A 22,235-nucleotide genomic window follows, 5' to 3' on the forward strand; every position below is an offset into this window, starting at 1 on the left:
GGGATAAGTAGGAATTTAATTTATAAGAAGATTAATTTTCTCCCAAAGTTCATTGTCAAAGTTTGAAAGTGCAAAATTTGAATCGTCAGCAGATTCTCCCATTCGAATGATGACTAAATCTCTGCTTGGAACAATGTATATTTTTTGATCATTTTTCCCCAAAGCGCAATACATATCTTGCGGTGCATTTGGAACCAATGCTCCAGAAAACTCTACTTGTATTTGTGGCAAACGATATGACGCTTTTCCATTAAGCCACCACAAATAACCATACGCTTTGTTGAGGTTTTGAGAAGTAGCAGTAGCTTCATTTAGAAAATTTTCAGGAATAATTTGAGTATCTTCCCATGTGCCATTTTCTGCCATTAACAAGCCAAAACGCGCCATGCTTCGAGTTGTACTCCAATACACATTCGTATTTCCATTTTGAATCCACGCGCCAGTCATGCCAATTCTAGTTTTCAATTTTATAGTAAAATAATCATCCCACGATTGATTACTCGCGGAAGCAATAACATCCTGCATTTTTAGAAAAACACCATGATACGCCCAACGCGCTCCAGCATCTGAAAGATAGTGTAAATCGTTTGGTGCAATTCCGTCACCCAAACTATCATCCAAACCAGAGGTCATAGACAATAGATTTTTACACGTAATTAAGTTTTCTTTTTCCAGCGTGGCACTTGTCCAATTTATGCCAATATAATCAGAAACTTTATCGGTAAGATTGATGAGGTTTTCTTCTTGCGCAATTCCAGCAACAGCTGTAGTTAACGTTTTTCCAGCGCTTGCCCAATACCAAGGAGACGTTTCAGTATGATTATTCATGTAACTTTCGACAATAATTTTTCCTTTGTGTAAAATGATAAAACTCTTTGTGTTTTTTGTTTCGAGATATTCTAAAAGTGGCTGCAATTGTGTTTCGTTCCAACCCAAATCTGACATTGAATTAGTTTCCCAAGTAGCTGAATTTAATGGGGGAAAGTATGTTGAAGGCAATACAGGCGTTTCCAAAGGTGTTTCTTCTTGCGGAATTTCATCAATAGCTTCTGAGGCACAATTTGTGAAAAACAATAAAAAAACAAGCAACAATAAAGAAAACAGTCGGTTCATTTTTGGGATTTGAATATTAAGACCGTTAAATATGCCAAAGGTTTAAATTAGATTGTATCTTTGCCAACTGAATTTTTTGATATGAGAACAAAGACTTTAAAGAAAAACAAAATCAATGTAGTAACACTTGGATGCTCTAAGAATGTGTATGATTCTGAAGTTTTGATGGGACAATTGAAAGCCAACGGAAAAGAAGTGGCGCATGAAGAAGAAGGAAATATTGTCGTAATTAATACCTGCGGATTCATCAATAATGCAAAAGAAGAAAGTGTAAATACTATTTTAGATTACGTTCAGAAGAAGGAAGAAGGCGTTGTTGATAAAGTTTTTGTAACAGGTTGTTTGAGTGAGCGTTATAAGCCAGATTTAGAAGCTGAGATTCCAGATGTTGATCAATATTTTGGAACGTCAGATTTGCCACGTTTGTTAAAAGCGCTTGGCGCAGATTATAAACATGAATTGATTGGTGAACGAATTACAACAACACCAAAAAACTACGCATATCTAAAAATTGCAGAAGGTTGCGATCGTCCGTGTTCTTTTTGTGCAATTCCGTTAATGCGCGGGAAACACAAATCGAAACCAATTGAACATCTGGTGACAGAAACCGAAAAGTTAGCGGCAAAAGGTGTAAAAGAGTTGATCCTAATAGCACAAGATTTAACCTATTACGGATTAGATTTATACAAAAAACGTAACCTAGCCGAATTGCTAAAAGAATTGGTAAAAGTAGAAGGAATCGAGTGGATTCGTTTACACTACGCGTTTCCAGCAGGTTTTCCTTTGGACGTGTTAGATGTGATGAACGAAGAACCGAAAATTTGTAACTACTTAGACATTCCATTACAACACATTGCAGATGATATTTTAAAGTCAATGCGACGTGGAACAAATCAAGCAAAAACGACTAAATTATTAAAACAATTTAGAACGGCAGTTCCAGAAATGACCATTCGTACGACGTTAATTGTTGGTTATCCAGGAGAAACAGAAGAGCATTTTCAAACACTAAAAAAATGGGTGGAAGAAATGCGTTTTGAGCGTTTAGGATGTTTTACCTATTCTCATGAAGAAAATACACATGCCTATAATTTAGAAGACGATGTGCCAGAAGATGTAAAACAAGATCGTGCAAACCAAATTATGGAAATTCAGTCACAAATTTCTTGGGAATTAAATCAACAAAAAATTGGGCAAACATTCAAATGTATCATTGATCGTAAAGAAGGAAATTATTTTGTCGGTCGTACCGAATTTGACTCTCCAGATGTTGATAATGAAGTCTTAATTGATGCTGCAAAGTTTTACGTAAAACAAGGCGAATTTGTAAATGTGAAAGTTACAGAAGCGGCTGATTTTGATTTATACGCGGAACCAGCTGTTTAAGTTAGTTATGAGGTTTTAGTATTGAGATTTTTTGAATGGAAACGATTCGTCATATCGAGTGAATTTCTGCAATGTAAAAGGCCACTTTTTAATAGACACTGTGTAAAGGAAAAGCGGTCTAACAACGAAGTGATCTAAAAGCGCTAGCGATCTAAATCACAGTTCGAAGCTATTGTTATTTACCAAGAAAATTGCATTGGCAAAAAACAACTTTCCGTTTTCCCAAAAAGCTCTAAACATAGGATTGTCTACCATATATATCATGCTTCCGCTACCAATTCTATGTTCTCCAAAAACTAAGGTGTTTTTGATGTTTTTAGTAGCTTTATATCCTGCAAATCCAGAAACAGCTTTGTTATCTTCTATATAAGAAACAGTATATCCTTTATCTAAATAATCATAGGCATTGCTTCCTAATTTTAATGTAAAATATGATTCATTGTATCCAAAAGCCAACGGATGCGTGTTGTCTACTTTCGTTTTAAAAATTGCACCTGTAATATAGTTTGAAACATTTTCACGTTCGCTTTTTGCATAGGAAATAATAGTAGTTTCATCTTTTTCGTCTTCCATTTCTTTTTTAGTCAAGCCAAAACCATCTTTTCCTTCAAATGTTTGTAATGAGCTTCCAATAGCAATAACTTTTCCACCACGAGAAACCCAGTTTTTCAATAATTTCAATTCATCTTTATCAAATATAGAAGTGTATCTTCCGTTAGGTAAAATTAAAATATGGAATGAATTTAAGGTGTTTGCTGAAAAATTATCCGAAGTAAGATTTGTTACAGGGAACTTTAATTCCTGCTCAAAGAAATACCAAAGTTCTCCAAAACCAAGCGAATTTGTAGCTTTTCCAGATAATACAGCAACTTTTGGCATTTTTATTTCTTTCACATCTGGCGAACCAAAATCAACGCCATTATCTGAAAACCCAGAAGATACAGGCGATAATGCAATGTGCGATTTCATAGCAATCTCAGACATCATATCATCAAATTTTTCAACTTTTTTATTATCACTTCGCGTAATAATTAAAGAACCGCTATTATATGTTTTTCCATTTGAAGTAAATGCTTTTTCTGTAAAACGTACGCGAATTCCAGCTTGCAATAATGTACTCAAAAAAGTAGCATCATTCATCGAATTCCATTTGGAAATATAAGCTGCTGCTGTTGGCGTTGGCGGACATACAGAAACTCCAATTGCAGGATTGTTTTTTGGAGCAACAATTGTTTTTGAAGCAATCGCATTTAAACCATGTGCGTACGGAATACTCCAAGCCGTAATATCATACGTAAGTGAATCGCTCAACTTTGCTTTTGGTTCAAATAATACTTTGACCATTTTTGCTTTTGGTTGATTTGTGCTTACAACAAGCGAGTTATTATCAATATTTTTCGATTTTTGCGAACCACTTTCATAATCAAATCCTTTTACGGTTACATTTGAAGTGTAGCCATATTTAATTTCATGTCGATCTAAAAGATTTCTTAGTTTCTTAAGTCGATCAAAATCGCCTTCTAATACATAACTTTTATAGGTGAATTCTTTATTACTAAAGAATTTTTTAAACTCTGTATTCAACTTGTCAGCATTCTTTGAAGAAATCTCAACCGTAGACATTCCTGTGGTATGATGATGCGCAATTCTGTCTTTCAACGTTAGCAAATCGCCTTCATCATTCACAATTCCTAAACCAGCCATTCCGTGTCCGGCTTGCTCGTAGGTCATTCCAATTGCGCCATTAAATGTTGGATACGTATCTCCATAACTTGGATAAAACAAATCAAATCGTTCACGTGTAAAATACAACCAACCTTCTTTGTCAAAATAACCTGCATGATTTTTTCCAATTTGCGTCTGAAAATCACGTTGCCAATCTGTAATTACTTCGTGAAAAGGCTCTGCGGCAGGCGCAAAATAATACGGTTCATTTATTCCTTGTTCGTGAAAATCGACGTGAATATGTGGCAACCATTTGTTGTAAACTTTCAAACGTTGACGCGTTTCTATTTGTGTTGCCCACGCCCAATCTCTATTCAAATCAAACAAATAATGATTTGGTCTTCCGCCCGGCCAAGGTTCGTCGTGTTCTTTTGCTTTCTGATTCGAGTTAAACGGAATACTTGCTACTTGATTGTACCAATTTACATATCGATCGCGTCCATCTGGATTGATACATGGATCTATAATTACCACCGTATTTTGAAGCCAAGCTTTCTTTTTCGTAATCAGTTCATATATAGTTTGCATAGAAGCTTCCGTACTGGACGATTCGTTTCCGTGCACATTATAACTCAGCCAAACAACTGCTTTTTTTGTGGAATTTGTAGTAGTTCCAATGCCAGCATTTGCCAAATGACTTTTTCTGATATTCTCTAAATTACCTAAATTTTCAGAAGTAGAAACGTACGCAATTTGCAACAAACGCTGTTCATTCGTTTTTCCGTATTCTTCTAACTGAATCATGTTGGAAGCTTTTGCTAAATACTGATAATAATCAACCACTTGGTAATGATTGGTGAATCGTGTTCCCAATTCGTAGCCTAAAAACTCAGAAGGCGATTGAATCGTTTGCGAAAAAGCTGAAATAGAAAATAAAAAAAATGAAAGTAATGCGAAAAAGTGACGTCTCATTATAAATGATGAATTATGATATTCATCAAAGCTAGGTAATATAATTTTTGAAAAAGAATATCTTAACGAAATTTTGAGAAAATTCCATTTCAAATAACTATATCTTTGCAACTTTAAAATTCTGACGACCAACTATGCCAACTGAATGTATTGCTTATAACGAAACTGGATATTTTTCTACGTTAATGTGTGATTACTTAGCAGAAAAATCAACACTACAACCATTTTACAATCGCTTTCCGAAATTAGAAAATTTTGAAGCGCAAATCAAAGAAAAACAGCAATCTACATTAACGGATGCATCACAAAGAAGTATATTGGTAAAGGCTTTGCAAGGTCAATATGCAAATGTAAACACTTCTGAATCAACACTTAAAAATATTCAAAAAGTAGCTTCCGAAAACACATTTACCATCACAACAGGACATCAATTGAACTTGTTTACAGGTCCATTATATTTTCTATATAAAATTATTTCAACTATAAATTTGACCAAAGAATTAAAAGCAAACTATCCAAAGTACGAGTTTGTGCCAATTTATTGGATGGCTTCGGAAGATCATGATTTTGATGAAATATGTTACTTTAATTATAAGGGAAGAAAAGTACGTTGGAATCGGGAAGCAAGTGGTGCAGTTGGTGAATTATCTACAGAAGGATTAAAAGAAATTTTTGAAGTATTTGCCAAAGAATTAGGAAATAGCAACAACGCAAAAGAATTACAATCGCTTTTTGAAAACGGGTATGTAAAACATGATAATCTTACAGATGCAACACGATATATTGCCAACGAATTATTCAAAGAATACGGTTTGGTCATTGTGGACGGAAACGACAAAGCGTTGAAACAATTGTTTGTTCCTTTTGTGGAAAATGAACTATTTGAGCAAACTGCTTTCAAAGAAGTTACAGCAACCGCTAACAAACTAACGGAAGTTGACGATTCGTATAAAATTCAGGTAAATCCGCGCGAAATCAATTTATTCTATATTACAAAAGGAATCCGCGAACGTATTATTGAAACGGACGGTGTTTTTACGGTGAATAACACTTCCGTGAGATGGACTAAAGATCAAATTCAGCTGGAAGTGAAACAATTTCCTGAGCGTTTCTCACCAAATGCACTATTGCGTCCGTTGTATCAAGAAATCATTCTGCCAAATCTTTGTTACATTGGCGGCGGTGGAGAATTGGCGTATTGGTTTGAATTGAAATCATATTTTGAAGCGGTAAACGTGACTTTTCCAATGGTATTATTGCGAAATTCGGCAGTTGTAAAAACAGCAAAGCAATCGGAAAAGATGGAAAAGCTCAACATCACCAATCGTGATTTATTCCTAAAACGAGAAGCATTCATCACTAAAAAAGTAAAAGAATTAAGTGCTATTGAAATTGATTTTACATCACAAAAAGAACATTTACAACAGCAATTCAAAGATTTATATAAACTTGCCGAACAAACGGACAAATCGTTTATTGGCGCAGTTGCGGCACAAGAAAAAAAACAACTCAAAGGAATTAGGCATCTTGAAAAACGTTTGTTAACAGCGCAAAAAAGAGTCTTAAAAGATAAAGTTTCCAGAAGTACGGAATTACAAGGAGCCTTATTTCCAAACAATTCATTACAAGAAAGACAACTTAATTTCTCTGAACTTTATTTGGAATACGGAAGTGAATTAATTCCGACGTTGGTGGAACATTTGCAACCGTTATCAGGCGAGTTTTTGGTGTTGGAGTTGTAAAAACATAAAAAGGTTTTCTGAAAAGTATTAATTGTTGTATTTCGAGCGCAGTCGAGAAATAGTCAGTATTAATTATCATAGCATTTCGATAGCTTCGCTTGGTATTTTCAATCAAAATATATTTTGATTTCAATAATGCTCAATGTGACAACGGTAAATGTTTTTACTTTTCAGAAAACCTCTTTAAATGTGTAATATGCAATAACTAAGTTGGTTGGCATTTGCATGAATACTCATCAGTAGCATAAATTGGAATAGTTGTATCTTGACATTCTGCTGTACAGTTTAACGTAAAGCAATAATATGCAGGACAGCTTTGCCAAACAACTGTATTAGTACCACCAGTAATAATTAAACTGTTCATATTTGAAATTGAATTCTTGTTTAATCTCAATGATTTTAAATTCTTTTTTTTCATAACACTAATTTTAATTGGTTAATAGTATTTAATAAATTTAAGTAAAATATTACAAAATTTAAAGAAAATAGCTTAATTTAATGAATTGAAAGAATGAAAGAATTGAATTGTAATCATGTATTAAGTACTTTTATATAGTTTATTCATTCTCAAATAACCCAACGATTGTATAATTCGTATCAATCGAATATGCGCAGAAAATAAACCAACGAGTTTTCCTAAAATTGCCAAGCCAACAATTGTTATAAGAATCATTTTTATAGAAATTGAAGATTTAACAGTAAGTGTATATACTAAGTATATAATTGCGATTAAAATTCCAAGACCGACAAAATAACTTCCGGTAGTACAACCACAACTAAAATATTCTTTTTGGATGCGTTTTTCCCAAGCTTTATTCTGTAAATCGTTCAAGTAAGGTAACTTCAATTCAATCTTCTTGAAGTTTTTTACAATAGATTTCAATTCATGCAATTGTTCAGCGGAATTGATATAAATTTCTTTTTTCATCATTCAAAATTTAAAAATTATTATTAATGTCTGATTAAAATCATTCAAAATGCTTCAACGTCTATTTACAATTGAATTTTTAGTGTTTTATTTTAATACCATCTGTTTTTTTAAAATAGTACATCTAATTATCAAAATAGTTAGCATCAAGTCTTAATTCTTGACTCTAAAAGCGTAGCGATCTTAAATCTTTTATCGGACAATACTGAAAAATTATATATACACACAATGTCTGCTAGAACGAACTACAGAAACTTGCCAATTGGTCAATGTTTGCGGAACTGACAATACAATTGGTGCCATCATATTATTTACATCATCATCACGATGTTGTAAAAAACAAGCATGTCCCATTTCATGCACAATCATGTTATCTTGTGTTTGTGCTTCTGTTAATATATAGTTTGTAGTTGGTCCCATGCTACATCCGCCGGTACGACCAGGAGTAACATCGTCAGCTACGAAAGCAATAATTTCTGCTCCATAACCCGAAACACGTCTCCAGCCATCTTCAAACTTGCACAATGAAGTTGCAAATTCAAAAAACGAACCTTGTAATAACCAATCTCTAAAAAAACCTTCTGCATTACAGGCATATGTAAACGGATTGCTTGGAGCATTTACTCCAGAATCACAGGCGCCTGTATATATTAGGTTGATATTACACAAGCGATCCATATGTTCAATAGCCGCGTCAATTTGTGGTTGTAAATCGGCTTCAGTAGCAATAGGAACGCCATCGTGTGTTGGAATAATGATTCCGAAATACATTTTTTTACGTGGTTGTAATCCTGCCAAACTTGCTACAAAATCAATCAATCCGACAATTCGCCATATAATTTCGGTTACCCAATTTAAGATGGTTCGTATAATTCCTCCAATAATTGGAATACTCATAATTAGTGTCACAATAAAGGCTACAATATCTAAAACAAAAGAAACGATTTCGCAGACAATCCGTGTAATCCATTTTCCAATGATGACGACCACGACTCGTACAACTTTTACGAGTACAAGTGCGATCCAGCAAAATAATTTATTCAAACAAAGTGTCCACCAATTGCATGGTTCTTCACGGCATCTTTCTTCCTGTCGTTCTTCCCATTCTTCAATGCGTTCTTCTACTTCTTCTTCAATCCATTCTTGTACTTCTCTACAAACTCTTCCCATGATTTCTGATTTTAAAACAAAATTAACTTCATAAAACAAAATGAGTAAGAGTGTAACTCCTTGATTTAAAGTAGGGAAAACACTGTTTCTTGCTAAAATCATATTAAAAAGGTATTAACAATTGACTGTGGAAATTTTTAGAAAAAATGTTAAATCTGTATTGGAAAAAACAAAATCTAAATACTACTTTTGCATATGCAACACGACAAGGTATTAATATTAGATTTCGGATCGCAATACACACAACTAATTGCGCGAAGAGTTCGAGAATTGAACATCTATTCCGAGATATTTCCATTTAACAAAATTCCAACAAACATAAACGATTACAAAGCGGTTATTCTTTCGGGAAGCCCAATGTCTGTTCGTTCAGATAAAGCTTTTCATCCAGATTTAGAAGGCATTCGTGGTGAAAAACCCATGCTTGCAGTTTGTTACGGTGCTCAATATTTGGCACATTTTTCTGGCGGAGAAGTAGCCGAATCTAACACACGTGAATACGGACGTGCTAATTTGAGTTTCGTTGAGGAAAATGAACCGTTTTTAGCAAATATTTCGGAAGGAAGCCAAGTATGGATGAGTCATAGTGACACTATTAAAAGTTTACCAACGAACGGAAAGTTATTGGCTAGCACGCATGATGTAGAAAATGCAGCGTACAAAATTGAAGGTGAAACTACGTATGCAATCCAGTTTCATCCAGAAGTATATCATTCCACAGATGGAAAACAATTGCTTGAAAATTTCTTGGTTCATATTGCAAATGTAAATCCAGATTGGACACCAAACGCATTTGTGAGTGAAACGGTTGAAGGCTTAAAAGCGCAACTTGGAAATGACAAAGTTGTTTTAGGATTATCTGGCGGCGTAGATTCAAGTGTAGCAGCTATGTTATTGCACAAAGCTATCGGCGAAAATTTATATTGCATCTTCGTGAATAACGGATTGTTACGTAAAAACGAATTTACAAGTGTGCTTCAACAATATGAAGGTATGGGACTCAATGTAAAAGGAGTTGATGCTTCGGCACGCTTTTTGGATGCGCTAGCAGGATTGAGTGATCCAGAGAAAAAAAGGAAAGCTATCGGACGCGTTTTTATTGAAGTGTTTGATGATGAAGCAACACAAATACAAGACGTAACTTGGTTGGCACAAGGAACTATTTATCCAGATGTGATCGAAAGTGTAAGTGCTACAGGCGGCCCAAGCGCAACAATAAAAAGTCACCATAATGTTGGTGGTTTGCCAGATTTCATGAAATTGAAAATTGTTGAACCATTAAAAGCATTATTTAAAGATGAGGTTCGTAGAGTTGGTGCTTCTATGGGAATGGACAAAAACTTATTAGGTCGTCATCCGTTTCCAGGACCAGGATTGGCAATTAGAATTTTAGGAGATATTACTCCTGAAAAAGTTCGTATCTTACAAGAAGTTGATGCCGTTTTTATTGATGGATTACGCAGTTGGGACTTGTATGATAAAGTGTGGCAAGCAGGCGCAATATTGTTACCAGTAAACTCAGTAGGAGTTATGGGAGATGAGCGTACATATGAAAAAGTTGTTGCGTTACGTGCTGTAGAAAGTACCGATGGAATGACGGCAGATTGGGTAGATTTACCATATAAATTTCTACAAAAAGTATCTAATGATATAATAAACAAAGTAAAAGGCGTTAATAGAGTAGTGTATGACATTAGTTCAAAACCGCCAGCGACCATTGAATGGGAATAATAAAAAGTAAAATAAAACAGAGAATGAATAAGTTGTTAGGATTTTTATTAGTGATCTTATTGTCAAGTTGTGCGGCAAAAGCACAGCAATACAAAAGTCACACTGTAGAAAGAGGTGAAACTATAGAAAGTATTGCCAAGCAATATAAAATTACACCAGAAGATATCATCAAATTAAATCCTGATGCCAGACGCGGCGTTCGTAGAAACAATGTGTTGGTTATTCCTTCAAAATCTATAAAAGTTGCCAAAGAAGTTGATGTAACTTTTACAAATCATAAAGTAAGAAGAAAAGAAACCTTATACAGTATTTCCAAAAAATATGGTGTAACGATTGCTGACATCAAAAAATACAATGAAAAAGTAGCCAAAGAAGGACTTAAGAAAGGCGATCGTATTGCAATTCCGAAATTTACTAATAAAACAACGGAAGTTGTTACTAATGAAGAATCTACGGAAGAACCTAAAGATAAAAAAAATGAAGAGGAAACGGCTGACATCTATGTTGTAAAAGCAAAAGAAACAAAATGGGGAATTGCACACAGTTACGGTTTAACTATTGAAGAATTGGAAGAATTAAATCCTGAAATAAAAGACGGATTAAAAATTGGACAAGAAATAAAATTACCAAAACGTACCGTAAAACCAGTTGTTGCAAGTAGTGAAAACTATGCTTTTTATACGGTAAAGCCAAAACAAACATTATATACGTTAACGCGCAAATTGGGTGTTTCAGAAGATGAATTAATTCTCTTAAATCCTGCATTAAAAGATGGTTTAAAAGCTGGAATGATCTTAAAACTTCCAGTTGCAAAAACCGAATCTTTAGAAGTAGTTGATGCTGAAATTGTAGATAAATTCAGTTTCTTGGAAAATGCTACTACTGAAAATGTATCAAATATAGTGTTGATGTTGCCTTTCAAGCTGAATGAAATTGATATTGATTCTGTATACAAAACAAAAGAAAAATTACGCAATGACAGAGTGTTAGGATATGCTACCGAATTTTATACAGGTTCGTTAATGGCATTAGATTCTATCAAAAAACTTGGTTTTTCTGTCAATGTACAAGTATTAGATACAGAAGGAAAAACAGCCACCACAAAAAGATTATTAGCAAATAAAGACTTCTCAGACGTACATGCAGTTATTGGTCCATTATTACCAAATAATATTGAAGTTGCGGCTAGCGAATTGAAATCTGACGGAATTCCTGTAATTTCCCCATTATCAAGCATAGAAGTGAAGTATAAAAATGTATATCAAACTATTCCTTCGAAAGCGACTTTAGAGAGAAAAATGCTTGATTTTTTAGAAGAAAAAGGCGCTGATAAAAATATAATCATCATTGCAGATAAAGACAAAGCCGGAATAAAAGCAAAGCTGAAATCAATATTGCCAACAGCTTCTGAAATTAATCCAGAAAAAGGAAATTACATCAAACCAAATATCATTAAACCATTATTAAAAGAAGGAGTAGATAATTGGGTAATTTTGGAAACTGAAGATTTGTCGTTACTAGCCAATGTAACTTCTGTACTAAATTCGTACACAACTGAAAAACAAAAAATCACTCTGTTAACAACAGATAGAAACGATCAATACGATAAATCATCAAATATCTATAACAGTCACTTGGCAAATCTTAACTTTCATTATCCGTCTATAGACAAACCTTCATCATATGACAATGTGTTTAATAAACGATATGAAAAAAAGTATAAAATTTCTCCAAGTAGAATTGCAACACGTGGTTTTGATATAACATTCGATATCTTATTGCGTTTGGCATACGATCAAAATTTGGCAAAAAGTGTACGTTCAGGCGCACAAACGAGCTATGTTGAAAATAAATTTGATTACTCGAAAAAAATGTTTGGTGGATTTTTCAATAACGGAATTTACATCGTAAAATATGACGGATTAGAAATTAAAGAAGCTAAATAACTCACAATACCTACACACATGACTTCAAAAGTAACCTACAAAGGAAATCTTAGAACGGTTTCACAACACTTAAAATCTGGAAATGAATTCATTACAGATGCACCAACGGACAATAATGGGAAAGGAGAAGCGTTCTCTCCTACAGATACTGTTGCAACAGGACTTGCAAGTTGTATGTTAACGGTTATGGGAATTAAAGCGGAACAACTAGACGTTAATATGGAAGGCGCTTCCGCAGAAGTTACAAAGACGATGGCTTCCAATCCGAGACGAATTTCTAAAATTGAAGTACAAATATCAATGCCTTTTGAAGCAACTGATAAAACTAAAAAAATATTAGAAAACACCGCAAATACTTGTCCTGTACATTACAGTCTTCATCCAGATATTGAAAAGATTGTTAAATTTGATTGGAAATAAATGTATAAACTCTTAAGCGTACTTTGCCTATTTCTATTCGTGCAGAACGAAGAAACCATTACTTGGAACGGAAACACAAAACTACATTGGGGAAACTTTCAGGGACAACCTGAATACGATTCGGATGCTGTTGCAATTACAGCTTCAGGAATTACCTATGGTTTTCGATCAAAAAGCTATTCAAACAGTTCAAAAATACTAGAATATACAACATCTGTTTCGGCAGCATTCTATCCTGAAAAATCTTGGTATATCAAAGAACGTGTCAATGATACTGTTTTAGGTCATGAACAATTACACTTTGACATTACAGAATTACACGCACGAAAATTTAGAAAACGTATCAAAGAAATTAAGTTCTCAAAAAATATAAAGGAAGAACTCAACAAAATATATGCTGAAATCAACCTGAGTCTACAGCAAATGCAAAACGCATATGACAATGGTTCTGACTATTCTAGAGATTACAAAGGGCAAATAGCGTGGCAAAAACGCGTTGCAAAAGAGCTTAAGAAATACAAAAAATACGAATTGCCTGTAAAGTAATATGACCGATCTTCCTAACAAAGAAAAACAACAAAAACTACTGATAGAACTTGCGCATGCAAAAATGCCGTTTGGAAAACACAAAGGAAAATATCTTATCAACATTCCAGAAGCTTATCTACTTTGGTATCGTCAAAAAGGATTTCCAAAAGGAAAACTTGGACAACAACTCGAACAAATTCTCGATATCAAAATCAACGGGTTAGAACCACTTATCTACAACATACAACGGCAATTTTAAAAATCTGAGTTGCAAGCTATATCTAATCATAGAAAAAAAGCTGATTTAATACCAAATCCTCTTGAGTATAATTGGATATAGTTTCTGAAAAATGATCCTAAAAACTTCTTGTGTTGTCACTTTTATTTTTAATTCATCACTATTTAATAATGATCTATCACTAAGTCTTGCAAATAGTGCGTTTGAATGTTATATGAATATATATTTGAATTACTCGTTGTGTATAAAGATTTTCATCATTCTTTTAAAATACCAACGGGTTTCATTAAAATATTAAAACGATAACTATTATGAAGAAAAAAAGAAGTATTCAAAAACTGAGTTTTCACAAAGAAAAGATTAGCACGTTAAACACTGTTACAGGAGGCGCAAAGATTACTACAACTATTACTATTGGTGTAACCATAGCTACAGAAATAGTAACTAATGTGGCTAATTGTAATTCTTATGTTTCAGAGTGTAGAGAAACTTGTAATTGGATGATATGCGTGGTTAATGAAACTGATGGTTGTTAGATACTAAAAAGGATTTTCTGATTTTTTATTAAACAGTTTCCATTATATGTATATAACTATAAATAGTTTACTAAGATACATATTAGTGCTTCATTTATAAATCGGCACATAAAGTCAAAGAAACAACACCTTTTTAGTTATATTTTACGATACTTTTATATTCTAATCAAAACTTTATATTATGAAAAAAAAGAGTATTAGTAACTTAAGATTAAACAAAAAATCAATCTCAAACTTTGAACAAGACAAACAAGTAATAGGTGGCGGAAGAACCGTTCATAATTGTTCTCACCTCTTAACATGCCCATTAGGAATATGTTATCCAACAGATGATTAATACAAGTATTCTTCAATTAATTATTAAAAGTGAACTTCGGTTCACTTTTTTTATAAAAATATCTTACCTAGGAGTTTAGTAACTACTGCAACTACACAAAAAGGGGAAAAGACCCTTTTTTTACTATACAAATAATTTATATCTTTAAATTCCCCTTTTAACATGCAATGAATCAGTAGGATACCTACTTTTTTTAAACATATTTAAAAGGATTTTTTATTTAAAAACTAACAACCATACCATAAACTATGATAGTACTACTAGACAACGGTCACGGAGGATTAATTAATGGTGTATATCAAACACCTGGAAAACGTTCTCCAATTTGGGACGATGACTCACAACTATTTGAAGGTGAATACAACAGAGCAATTGTAAACGGAATTATTGAAGAATTAACAAGACTTCGTATTTCATACGTTAACATTGCACCAGAATACAGAGATGTAACCTTGGCAACACGTATGATTAGAGCCAATAAAATAGATCGAAGAAGATCATTTTATCTAAGTGTTCATTCAAATGCAGGTGGCGGACACGGAAGTGAAATATTTACGTCAGTAGGAAATACAAAAAGTGACAGAATTGCAACTGTTTTTGGGGAAGAATTTAAAAGAGAATTTCCAGAACGTAGATTGCGTGCCGATTTTTCTGATGGCGATTTAGATAAAGAAAAACAATATTATGTGTTACGAAATACACGAATGCCAGCAATCTTAACAGAAAACTTCTTTATGGATAATGAAGAAGAATGTAAAACACTACTAATGACACGAGAAGGACGCGCACGCGTAATTCACTATCATGTGGAAGCAATCAAAAGAGTAAAACAGCAACTATTTTAAAAAAACAGTACCTTATGCAATGAGCCACGACTATTTGTTGATACCAACCGATAGGATTAATTGGCGAAATCATAGATTTACGAATACATTTATATAAAAATACCAGTTTGAAGAGTAATTCCATCAGACAAAATTATAACACTAAAAAACAAACAGATGAAAACACGTTTTTATACAACGTATCTTACCGCACTTGCGTTTCTATTAGTAACTTCTTGTGCGTCGCTCCAAAAAGCAGTTTTTGATCAATATTCGTATCAAAAAGGAACAGAAATAAAAGTTGATGCGTTACGATTAATGGACAAAGCAACAACGCAATACAGTTCGCAAACTGCGGCTATAGATCATTTAGAAACTGAAATGGCTAAAATAATAGAATACGAAAAAAACAAACCAGAAAATCAAATTGGGTTTGCAATGTGGAAAATGATTGCAAATCCTGATAAAAAATTCGTCGCTGGATTTTTAAAAATGTGGAAAGAAAAAGGAACGGTAAGCCCTGTTTTTATTGAACAAGCAAAAGAGCAAGTAACAGAAGCGTTAGACTTAATTCTACAATACGAAGGAAAAAAAGATCCAGTTGCTGAAAACAAACTCAAACAAATACTTGGTTTACAATAACGCTAAAACAGAACAACATGGATGTTAAAGATATACTCAAAGAAATAAAAGGAAACCTACTAAGCTTGGTAGGTGAAAAATTTGAAGACCTAAAGTCAGAATCAAAAAAAGATGTGCAAGACTTCTTGGACGCTTCCAAAGAAAAACTAGAACGTTGGACATTATTCTTAGCAAGTGGTGCTATCACAGCTGATGAATACAAATGGCTGATAGAAAGTCAAAAAGATTTAGTCGTCTTAAAAGGATTATACACAGCAGGTGTTTCAAAAATAAAACTTGGACATTTAAAAAATAGTATTCTAAATACTGTCGTTAATACGGCGCTTGGTATTGTACTAAATGACAATAGTGCTGATGCATAGAAAATGAAATACTAATGAAACAGTTGACTGTAAGATCAAGAGTTTCTCAATTATTCCAAAGAATAAAAATGTATTAATATTAAATTTACTTATGTAAATAAAATCTACATAACTGATAATCAGTTTTATCAATAAAATAAACAAAGGTTGAATACACTTGAAAAATAGTTATTCAACCTTTATTGTTTATTAATTCTTCTTTGTACTTTTGCCGCCGAATACAACAACAACACAACACATAATTACGAATGGCGAACACCAAATATATATTTGTTACTGGCGGTGTGACTTCTTCTTTGGGAAAAGGAATAATTGCGGCATCTTTGGCGAAATTATTACAAGCAAGAGGTTACAGAACTACGATACAAAAACTAGATCCTTACATCAATGTTGATCCTGGAACACTAAATCCTTACGAGCATGGCGAATGTTATGTTACTGATGATGGCGCAGAAACGGATTTAGATTTAGGACATTACGAACGTTTTCTAAATGTGCCAACTTCTCAAGCAAACAATGTAACTACAGGACGTATCTATCAAAGTGTCATAGAAAAAGAACGTAGAGGTGAATTCTTAGGAAAAACGGTTCAAGTAGTTCCGCATATTACCAACGAAATTAAAGAGCGAATTCAAATTCTTGGAAACTCAGGAAACTACGATATCGTAATTACGGAAATTGGTGGAACTGTCGGAGATATTGAATCCTTACCATACATTGAAGCTGTTCGTCAATTATTATGGGAATTAGGTGAAAACAACGGAATGGTAATTCACTTAACATTAGTTCCATACTTATCTGCCGCAGGCGAATTAAAAACAAAGCCAACCCAACATTCTGTAAAAACCTTAATGGAAAGCGGAATAAAAGCAGATGTTCTAGTCTGTAGAACAGAGCATGAACTATCGGAAGAATTACGTCACAAACTAGCACTATTCTGTAATGTAAAACGTGAAGCGGTAATTCAATCCATTGATGCAAAAACCATTTATGATGTACCAAACCTAATGTTACAAGAAGGTTTGGATGCGGTTGTATTAAAAAAATTAGCATTAATTGAAGAAGATAGACCAGACTTAACAACTTGGAATAAATTCTTAACAAAACTAAAAAATCCAAAACATACAGTTACCATTGGTCTTGTTGGTAAATATGTAGAATTGCAAGATTCATACAAATCGATCTTAGAATCGTTTATTCATGCAGGTGCAGAAAACGAAATCAAAGTAAATGTTGAGTCAATTCATTCAGAATACATCACTGAAAAAACAATTGCTGAAAAGTTTAAAAGCTTGGACGGAATCTTAGTCGCGCCAGGTTTCGGAGATCGTGGAATAGAAGGAAAAATAAGAGCTGTTCAATACGCAAGAGAACACAATGTTCCTTTCTTAGGAATCTGTTTAGGAATGCAAATGGCAGTGATTGAGTTTGCTAGAAATGTCTTAGGACTTCAAAGTGCAAATTCTACTGAAATGAATCCGAAGACAGCAAGTCCAGTAATAAACTTAATGGATGAGCAAAAAAATATAGAAGACAAAGGCGGAACCATGCGTTTAGGTGCTTGGGAATGTGAATTGAAAGCAGGAAGTAAAGTATATGACATCTATAAAAAATCAATGATTTTAGAACGTCATCGTCATAGATATGAATTTAATAACGATTACAAAGAAAAAATAGAAACAGCAGGATTAGTTGCTACAGGTTTAAATCCAAAAACTGGATTAGTGGAAATAGTTGAATTGCCTTCTCATCCTTGGTTTGTAGGTGTTCAATATCATCCAGAATACAAAAGTACTGTAGCAAATCCGCACCCATTATTTGTCGCTTTTGTAGAAGCCGCATTAACACATTCAGAAAAAAAACAAAATGCCACTTTGGCATAAAAATGTAAATTGGGTACTTTTTTGAGTAACAAAAAAAGAAAAAAGGTGTCTATCATATAGATAGATGCCTTTTACATGAGATTAGCATAAATAACGATTAAATGGAAGAAAAAAAGTTTGATTACAAACAATTTATAGGATTTGGATTATTAGCCCTAATTGGAGTTTTTTGGATAAACTCTATGCAACCTAGTGAAGAAGAAATTGCCGCTCAAGAAGAAGCTGAAAAAGCAAAAACGGAGCAAGTTACTACACAAACTAGCGATCCTAAAACAACTGCAGTTCAAGAAACAACAGTAGATCTTACAGACTCTGTGCAAGCCGCACAATATAAAAACAATGTAGGTGCATTTAGTTACAATGTCGGAAAAGTAAATTTGGACGATGTAACTACAATTGAAAATGATATACTATCCTTGAAAATAAGTAACAAAGGTGGACAAATAGTTGAAGCACACATCAAAGGGCAAAGAGTAAAAGGTGAATTTTCACCATTAAAAACGTACGATTCACTTCCGGTATATCTAGTTAAAGATGGAAACGCTTCTTTCGGAATTAACTTAACAACTGCCGACAATCGTGTACTAAGTACAAACAATTTACCTTTTGAACCTACCTACACAGAAAATGGTGACAGCAAAGTGCTTTCGATGAAATTGAAAGTTGCCGCTGACAAATATCTAGAATATAGGTATGAAATGAAGGACGATTATATGGTAGACTTTACCATACGATCGCAAGGATTAAATGGTATTGTAAATGCAAGTCAGCCAGTAAATATGGAGTGGAAACTAAAAAGTTTCAGACATGCGAAAAGTGTTACTTACGAAAACCGTTACACAGACTTACACTACGAATATGAAGATGGAAAAGACAGTTACTTAGGTCAGGCTACGGAAGAAGAAAAAATAAGTGACGTAACTTGGTTAGGATACAAGCAACACTTCTTTTCATCAATATTACTAACAGATACAGCATTTAAAACAGCAACATTATCTACAGAAAACATAGTAGATAGTGAAATGGCTGAAAAAGATGTTAGGTTCTTAAAGAAATTTGGAGCAACTATTCCGTTAGAATTAAAAGGTGGTGAGCTAAACTATAACATGGACATATATAATGGTCCAACAGATTACGATACATTAACTAAATATGACAGAAACCTAGATGAAATAGTTCCATTAGGTTGGGGAATTTTTGGTTGGATCAATCGTTTTTTCCTAATTCCATTATTCGGATTGCTAAGTGCGTTCTTGCCTGCGGGAATTGCCGTTGTTGTCATGACGATATTAGTTCGATTGCTACTATCTCCAGTAACCTACAAATCATACTTGTCACAAGCGAAGATGAAAGTAATTCGTCCAGAAATTGCTGAAATCAACGAAAAGTACAAAGATGATGCAATGAAGAAGCAACAAGAAACCATGAAACTATACGGAAAAGCAGGCGTAAGTCCAATGGCAGGTTGTATTCCAGCATTAATGCAGATTCCTGTATTCTATGCACTATTCATGTTTTTTCCATCGGCATTTGAATTACGTCAAAAAAGTTTCCTTTGGGCAGAAGATTTATCATCGTATGATACTATTTATCAATTCCCTGAAGGATTCAGTATTCCATTATATGGAGATCACATCAGTTTATTTCCAATATTGGCGTCAATTGCAATCTTCTTCTATATGCGTATGACAACAGGTCAGCAAATGATGTCGCAACAACCAGCACAAGAAGGAATGCCTGACATGAGTAAAATGATGAAATACATGATGTATTTCTCACCATTAATGATGTTATTCTTCTTCAACAACTACGCGAGTGGATTGAGTTTATACTATTTCGTATCGAATTTAATTACGATCGGAATCATGTTAGTGATCAAAAACTATATCATTGATGATAAAAAGATTCACGCAAAAATAGAAGAGAACAAAAAGAAGCCTAAAAAGCAAAACCGTTTCCAGAAAAAAATGGCAGAAATGATGGAGCAAGCGGAAGCACAGAAAAAGGCAAACAAAAAGTAACTTTCAACTTTTATATACACAAAAAGCATCTCAATTGAGATGCTTTTTTTATGCGTATTAATTTCGTATCAATATAAAAATCTAAAAACTCCTTGATAAGTTGCAAAAAACATCAAGACAAAAAAATATTTTATCAAGACAAAATTTAAAAATGTCTAGACAAAATTATTTTTTATCTAGATAAAATTGAGAAGTAATCAAGATTGTGTTAGTGTGCATGCTAAAAAAATGTCATTCCTGTGAAAACAGGAATCCAAACGCTACACCGAAACTAAATTATGTTACCGTAACGTCATTCTGAATTTAATTCAGAATCTCATCACATATTTCATGGGAAAATGATTTTTAGTAGAAGAATTCTTGAAGCTTAATAACGTGCTGTGAAAACCGGAATCCATCTTTATAACAAATAGATTCCTGCCTTCGCAGGAATGACAATAAAGTATGGTATTTGATGTTTATTAAAACTAAAATTACATTGAGAAAATTCCAAAATAAATCTAACAGCGCAAAAGCGCGATCTCATGTCTAACAGCGAAGCGGTCTAAAACCTATTTTCATAATCCTTCCTTAAACTTCAAAATTCTTCTATACGAAGCATCAATTCGTTCTTTAGAAATTTTCCCATCTTTCACCAACTGTTTTACAATTGCGATAATATCTTTTGGTAAAATCATATCGCGTCCTTTCATCGGAATATGGTTGGAAAACATCAGCACATCAACTCCAGCCAAAATTGCCATTTCAATAGATTTTTCAAAACCAAACTGATTGGCAATTGCTTTCATCTGCATATCATCTGAAAAAATAACACCTTCAAAACCAATATCATCCCGTAAATAATCGGTCATAATCTTCTTGGAAAGTGTAGCAGGCAACTTGGAATCATCTAATTTCTCATTGACAATATGCGCTGTCATAATCGCGTCTACATTGCCTTCGTACAATAACTTTACATATGGAAAAACCTCTTTTTGTTTCCAATACTTACTCACATCTGTCACATTGTAATGTGAATCTTCTTTCGAATTTCCATGTCCTGGAAAATGTTTCAAAACGGTCTTTACATTAAAATAACGATGACTCGAAATTACTTGTCGCGCATGCTTTATCACATCTTTTGGGTTTGTAGAAAACGCACGCTCATTCTTTCCAATTGGTGGGTTTTCACTATTATGAACATCTACAACTGGTGCATAATTCACATTAATACCCAACAATAACAGGTTGTGTGCAATAATATCACTAAAATATTTAGTAGAAGCTACATCATCCAAATCGCCTAAATACTTTGCAGAAACCGTCTCAGGAAAACCATATTTCTCTTTCAAACGATTCACTTTTCCACCTTCTTCATCAATACTAACTAGCAATGGCAATGAAGCTTCTTTGCGTAACATTGTAATCAGTTTTTTCAATTTTTGTACAGAATGCTGTTTGGCAATATTCTTTTCATACAACAAAACACCGCCAAGTTGTTGTTCGGTAATAGCTTTTACAATCTGATTATCAGGTGCAATAACAGTATCTTTTCCAATACCTAACATAATCATTTGCCCAATCTTAATATCTAAACTGTCTATTTTAACATTTTGCGAAAATCCTCTTCCAAACACAAAAAGACAACTAATAATAATCAAAACTTTAAACTTCATAGTACATATTTAATGAGTCAACATTGCCGAATATACGGTAAAAAACAAAATATAATTGTTATGAGGTAAACTTTTCTAAAGCATCAAATGAAGAATCAGTAAGCGAAGTTACAGAGGAATGATATGAATTGAACCA

General features: G+C 33.6%; 19 protein-coding genes. 13 read left to right on the forward strand and 6 right to left on the reverse strand.

Annotated features, from left to right (window positions below; all coding sequences use genetic code 11):
* Positions 1 to 15: 15 nt before the first annotated feature.
* Complete coding sequence (locus tag ACQ654_RS21435) at positions 16 to 1,113, reverse strand: serine hydrolase domain-containing protein (protein WP_430412388.1); 1,098 nt, start codon at positions 1,111 to 1,113, stop codon at positions 16 to 18.
* Between the two features lie 81 nt (positions 1,114 to 1,194).
* On the opposite strand from ACQ654_RS21435, the gene rimO reads away from it, so the two are divergent.
* A complete protein-coding gene (rimO, locus tag ACQ654_RS21440; RefSeq protein ID WP_430412389.1) occupies positions 1,195 to 2,499 on the forward strand; it encodes a 30S ribosomal protein S12 methylthiotransferase RimO in 1,305 nt (434 codons plus the stop codon).
* 156 nt (positions 2,500 to 2,655) lie between these two features.
* Here the strand turns inward: rimO and ACQ654_RS21445 are convergent, their stop codons facing one another.
* Positions 2,656 to 5,136, reverse strand: a complete 2,481-nt coding sequence (locus ACQ654_RS21445; RefSeq protein WP_430412390.1) for a M14 metallopeptidase family protein — start codon at positions 5,134 to 5,136, stop codon at positions 2,656 to 2,658.
* Positions 5,137 to 5,270: 134 nt separating this feature from the next.
* Between ACQ654_RS21445 and bshC the strand changes: the two genes are divergently transcribed.
* A complete protein-coding gene (gene bshC, locus ACQ654_RS21450) occupies positions 5,271 to 6,878 on the forward strand; it encodes a bacillithiol biosynthesis cysteine-adding enzyme BshC (RefSeq protein WP_430412391.1) in 1,608 nt (535 codons plus the stop codon).
* Positions 6,879 to 7,083: 205 nt separating this feature from the next.
* Here bshC and ACQ654_RS21455 read toward each other — a convergent pair whose 3' ends face one another.
* The 3 genes from ACQ654_RS21455 to ACQ654_RS21465 all read right to left on the reverse strand — a co-directional run bounded on the left by ACQ654_RS21455 (position 7,084) and on the right by ACQ654_RS21465 (position 8,976).
* Positions 7,084 to 7,296 (reverse strand): hypothetical protein, encoded by a 213-nt coding sequence (locus ACQ654_RS21455; RefSeq protein ID WP_430412392.1) that lies wholly within the window; start codon positions 7,294 to 7,296, stop codon positions 7,084 to 7,086.
* A 120-nt stretch (positions 7,297 to 7,416) separates the two neighbouring features.
* Positions 7,417 to 7,806 carry a hypothetical protein gene (locus ACQ654_RS21460; protein WP_430412393.1) on the reverse strand — a complete coding sequence of 130 codons (390 nt, stop codon included), beginning with the start codon at positions 7,804 to 7,806 and terminating at the stop codon, positions 7,417 to 7,419.
* A 213-nt stretch (positions 7,807 to 8,019) separates the two neighbouring features.
* The gene (locus ACQ654_RS21465) at positions 8,020 to 8,976 is read right to left on the reverse strand and encodes a hypothetical protein (protein WP_430412394.1); all 957 of its coding nucleotides are present in this window, start codon (positions 8,974 to 8,976) and stop codon (positions 8,020 to 8,022) included.
* 195 nt (positions 8,977 to 9,171) lie between these two features.
* On the opposite strand from ACQ654_RS21465, the gene guaA reads away from it, so the two are divergent.
* The 11 genes from guaA (at position 9,172) to yidC (ending at position 20,444) form a co-directional block, all read left to right on the forward strand.
* Entirely contained in the window at positions 9,172 to 10,707 is a 1,536-nt protein-coding gene (gene guaA, locus ACQ654_RS21470; protein ID WP_430412395.1) for a glutamine-hydrolyzing GMP synthase, read from the forward strand.
* A 23-nt stretch (positions 10,708 to 10,730) separates the two neighbouring features.
* Positions 10,731 to 12,653: a LysM peptidoglycan-binding domain-containing protein gene (locus tag ACQ654_RS21475; RefSeq protein WP_430412396.1), complete on the forward strand. Its 1,923-nt coding sequence runs from the start codon at positions 10,731 to 10,733 to the stop codon at positions 12,651 to 12,653.
* An 18-nt stretch (positions 12,654 to 12,671) separates the two neighbouring features.
* Entirely contained in the window at positions 12,672 to 13,073 is a 402-nt protein-coding gene (locus tag ACQ654_RS21480) for an OsmC family protein (protein WP_430412397.1), read from the forward strand.
* On the forward strand, positions 13,074 to 13,619 hold the full coding sequence (locus ACQ654_RS21485) for a DUF922 domain-containing protein (protein WP_430412398.1): 546 nt from the start codon (positions 13,074 to 13,076) through the stop codon (positions 13,617 to 13,619). It begins immediately after the preceding gene.
* Between the two features lies 1 nt (position 13,620).
* Complete coding sequence (locus ACQ654_RS21490) at positions 13,621 to 13,860, forward strand: DUF3820 family protein (protein WP_430412399.1); 240 nt, start codon at positions 13,621 to 13,623, stop codon at positions 13,858 to 13,860.
* 290 nt (positions 13,861 to 14,150) lie between these two features.
* On the forward strand, positions 14,151 to 14,375 hold the full coding sequence (locus ACQ654_RS21495; protein WP_430412400.1) for a class I lanthipeptide: 225 nt from the start codon (positions 14,151 to 14,153) through the stop codon (positions 14,373 to 14,375).
* A gap of 585 nt (positions 14,376 to 14,960) precedes the next feature.
* Positions 14,961 to 15,557: an N-acetylmuramoyl-L-alanine amidase gene (locus tag ACQ654_RS21500; protein WP_430412401.1), complete on the forward strand. Its 597-nt coding sequence runs from the start codon at positions 14,961 to 14,963 to the stop codon at positions 15,555 to 15,557.
* A gap of 156 nt (positions 15,558 to 15,713) precedes the next feature.
* Positions 15,714 to 16,178: a hypothetical protein gene (locus ACQ654_RS21505; protein ID WP_430412402.1), complete on the forward strand. Its 465-nt coding sequence runs from the start codon at positions 15,714 to 15,716 to the stop codon at positions 16,176 to 16,178.
* A gap of 17 nt (positions 16,179 to 16,195) precedes the next feature.
* Positions 16,196 to 16,540, forward strand: coding sequence for a hypothetical protein (locus tag ACQ654_RS21510; RefSeq protein WP_430412403.1), 345 nt, complete (start codon positions 16,196 to 16,198; stop codon positions 16,538 to 16,540).
* Positions 16,541 to 16,788: 248 nt separating this feature from the next.
* Positions 16,789 to 18,423: a CTP synthase gene (locus ACQ654_RS21515; protein WP_430412404.1), complete on the forward strand. Its 1,635-nt coding sequence runs from the start codon at positions 16,789 to 16,791 to the stop codon at positions 18,421 to 18,423.
* Between the two features lie 101 nt (positions 18,424 to 18,524).
* Positions 18,525 to 20,444 (forward strand): membrane protein insertase YidC, encoded by a 1,920-nt coding sequence (gene yidC, locus ACQ654_RS21520; RefSeq protein WP_430412405.1) that lies wholly within the window; start codon positions 18,525 to 18,527, stop codon positions 20,442 to 20,444.
* A gap of 557 nt (positions 20,445 to 21,001) precedes the next feature.
* Here yidC and ACQ654_RS21525 read toward each other — a convergent pair.
* Positions 21,002 to 22,099: a glycoside hydrolase family 3 N-terminal domain-containing protein gene (locus ACQ654_RS21525; protein WP_430412406.1), complete on the reverse strand. Its 1,098-nt coding sequence runs from the start codon at positions 22,097 to 22,099 to the stop codon at positions 21,002 to 21,004.
* Positions 22,100 to 22,235: the final 136 nt, after the last annotated feature.

The organism is Kordia sp. (assembly GCF_965283645.1).
Lineage (GTDB): Bacteria > Bacteroidota > Bacteroidia > Flavobacteriales > Flavobacteriaceae > Kordia.

Bases quoted from the DNA above. Each gene is read 5' to 3' on its own strand.
- ACQ654_RS21435 (WP_430412388.1), bottom strand. From the start codon at position 1,113: ATGAACCGACTGTTTTCTTTATTGTTGCTTGTTTTTTTATTGTTTTTC.
- rimO (WP_430412389.1), top strand. From the start codon at position 1,195: ATGAGAACAAAGACTTTAAAGAAAAACAAAATCAATGTAGTAACACTT.
- ACQ654_RS21445 (WP_430412390.1), bottom strand. From the start codon at position 5,136: ATGAGACGTCACTTTTTCGCATTACTTTCATTTTTTTTATTTTCTATT.
- bshC (WP_430412391.1), top strand. From the start codon at position 5,271: ATGCCAACTGAATGTATTGCTTATAACGAAACTGGATATTTTTCTACG.
- ACQ654_RS21455 (WP_430412392.1), bottom strand. From the start codon at position 7,296: ATGAAAAAAAAGAATTTAAAATCATTGAGATTAAACAAGAATTCAATT.
- ACQ654_RS21460 (WP_430412393.1), bottom strand. From the start codon at position 7,806: ATGAAAAAAGAAATTTATATCAATTCCGCTGAACAATTGCATGAATTG.
- ACQ654_RS21465 (WP_430412394.1), bottom strand. From the start codon at position 8,976: ATGGGAAGAGTTTGTAGAGAAGTACAAGAATGGATTGAAGAAGAAGTA.
- guaA (WP_430412395.1), top strand. From the start codon at position 9,172: ATGCAACACGACAAGGTATTAATATTAGATTTCGGATCGCAATACACA.
- ACQ654_RS21475 (WP_430412396.1), top strand. From the start codon at position 10,731: ATGAATAAGTTGTTAGGATTTTTATTAGTGATCTTATTGTCAAGTTGT.
- ACQ654_RS21480 (WP_430412397.1), top strand. From the start codon at position 12,672: ATGACTTCAAAAGTAACCTACAAAGGAAATCTTAGAACGGTTTCACAA.
- ACQ654_RS21485 (WP_430412398.1), top strand. From the start codon at position 13,074: ATGTATAAACTCTTAAGCGTACTTTGCCTATTTCTATTCGTGCAGAAC.
- ACQ654_RS21490 (WP_430412399.1), top strand. From the start codon at position 13,621: ATGACCGATCTTCCTAACAAAGAAAAACAACAAAAACTACTGATAGAA.
- ACQ654_RS21495 (WP_430412400.1), top strand. From the start codon at position 14,151: ATGAAGAAAAAAAGAAGTATTCAAAAACTGAGTTTTCACAAAGAAAAG.
- ACQ654_RS21500 (WP_430412401.1), top strand. From the start codon at position 14,961: ATGATAGTACTACTAGACAACGGTCACGGAGGATTAATTAATGGTGTA.
- ACQ654_RS21505 (WP_430412402.1), top strand. From the start codon at position 15,714: ATGAAAACACGTTTTTATACAACGTATCTTACCGCACTTGCGTTTCTA.
- ACQ654_RS21510 (WP_430412403.1), top strand. From the start codon at position 16,196: ATGGATGTTAAAGATATACTCAAAGAAATAAAAGGAAACCTACTAAGC.
- ACQ654_RS21515 (WP_430412404.1), top strand. From the start codon at position 16,789: ATGGCGAACACCAAATATATATTTGTTACTGGCGGTGTGACTTCTTCT.
- yidC (WP_430412405.1), top strand. From the start codon at position 18,525: ATGGAAGAAAAAAAGTTTGATTACAAACAATTTATAGGATTTGGATTA.
- ACQ654_RS21525 (WP_430412406.1), bottom strand. From the start codon at position 22,099: ATGAAGTTTAAAGTTTTGATTATTATTAGTTGTCTTTTTGTGTTTGGA.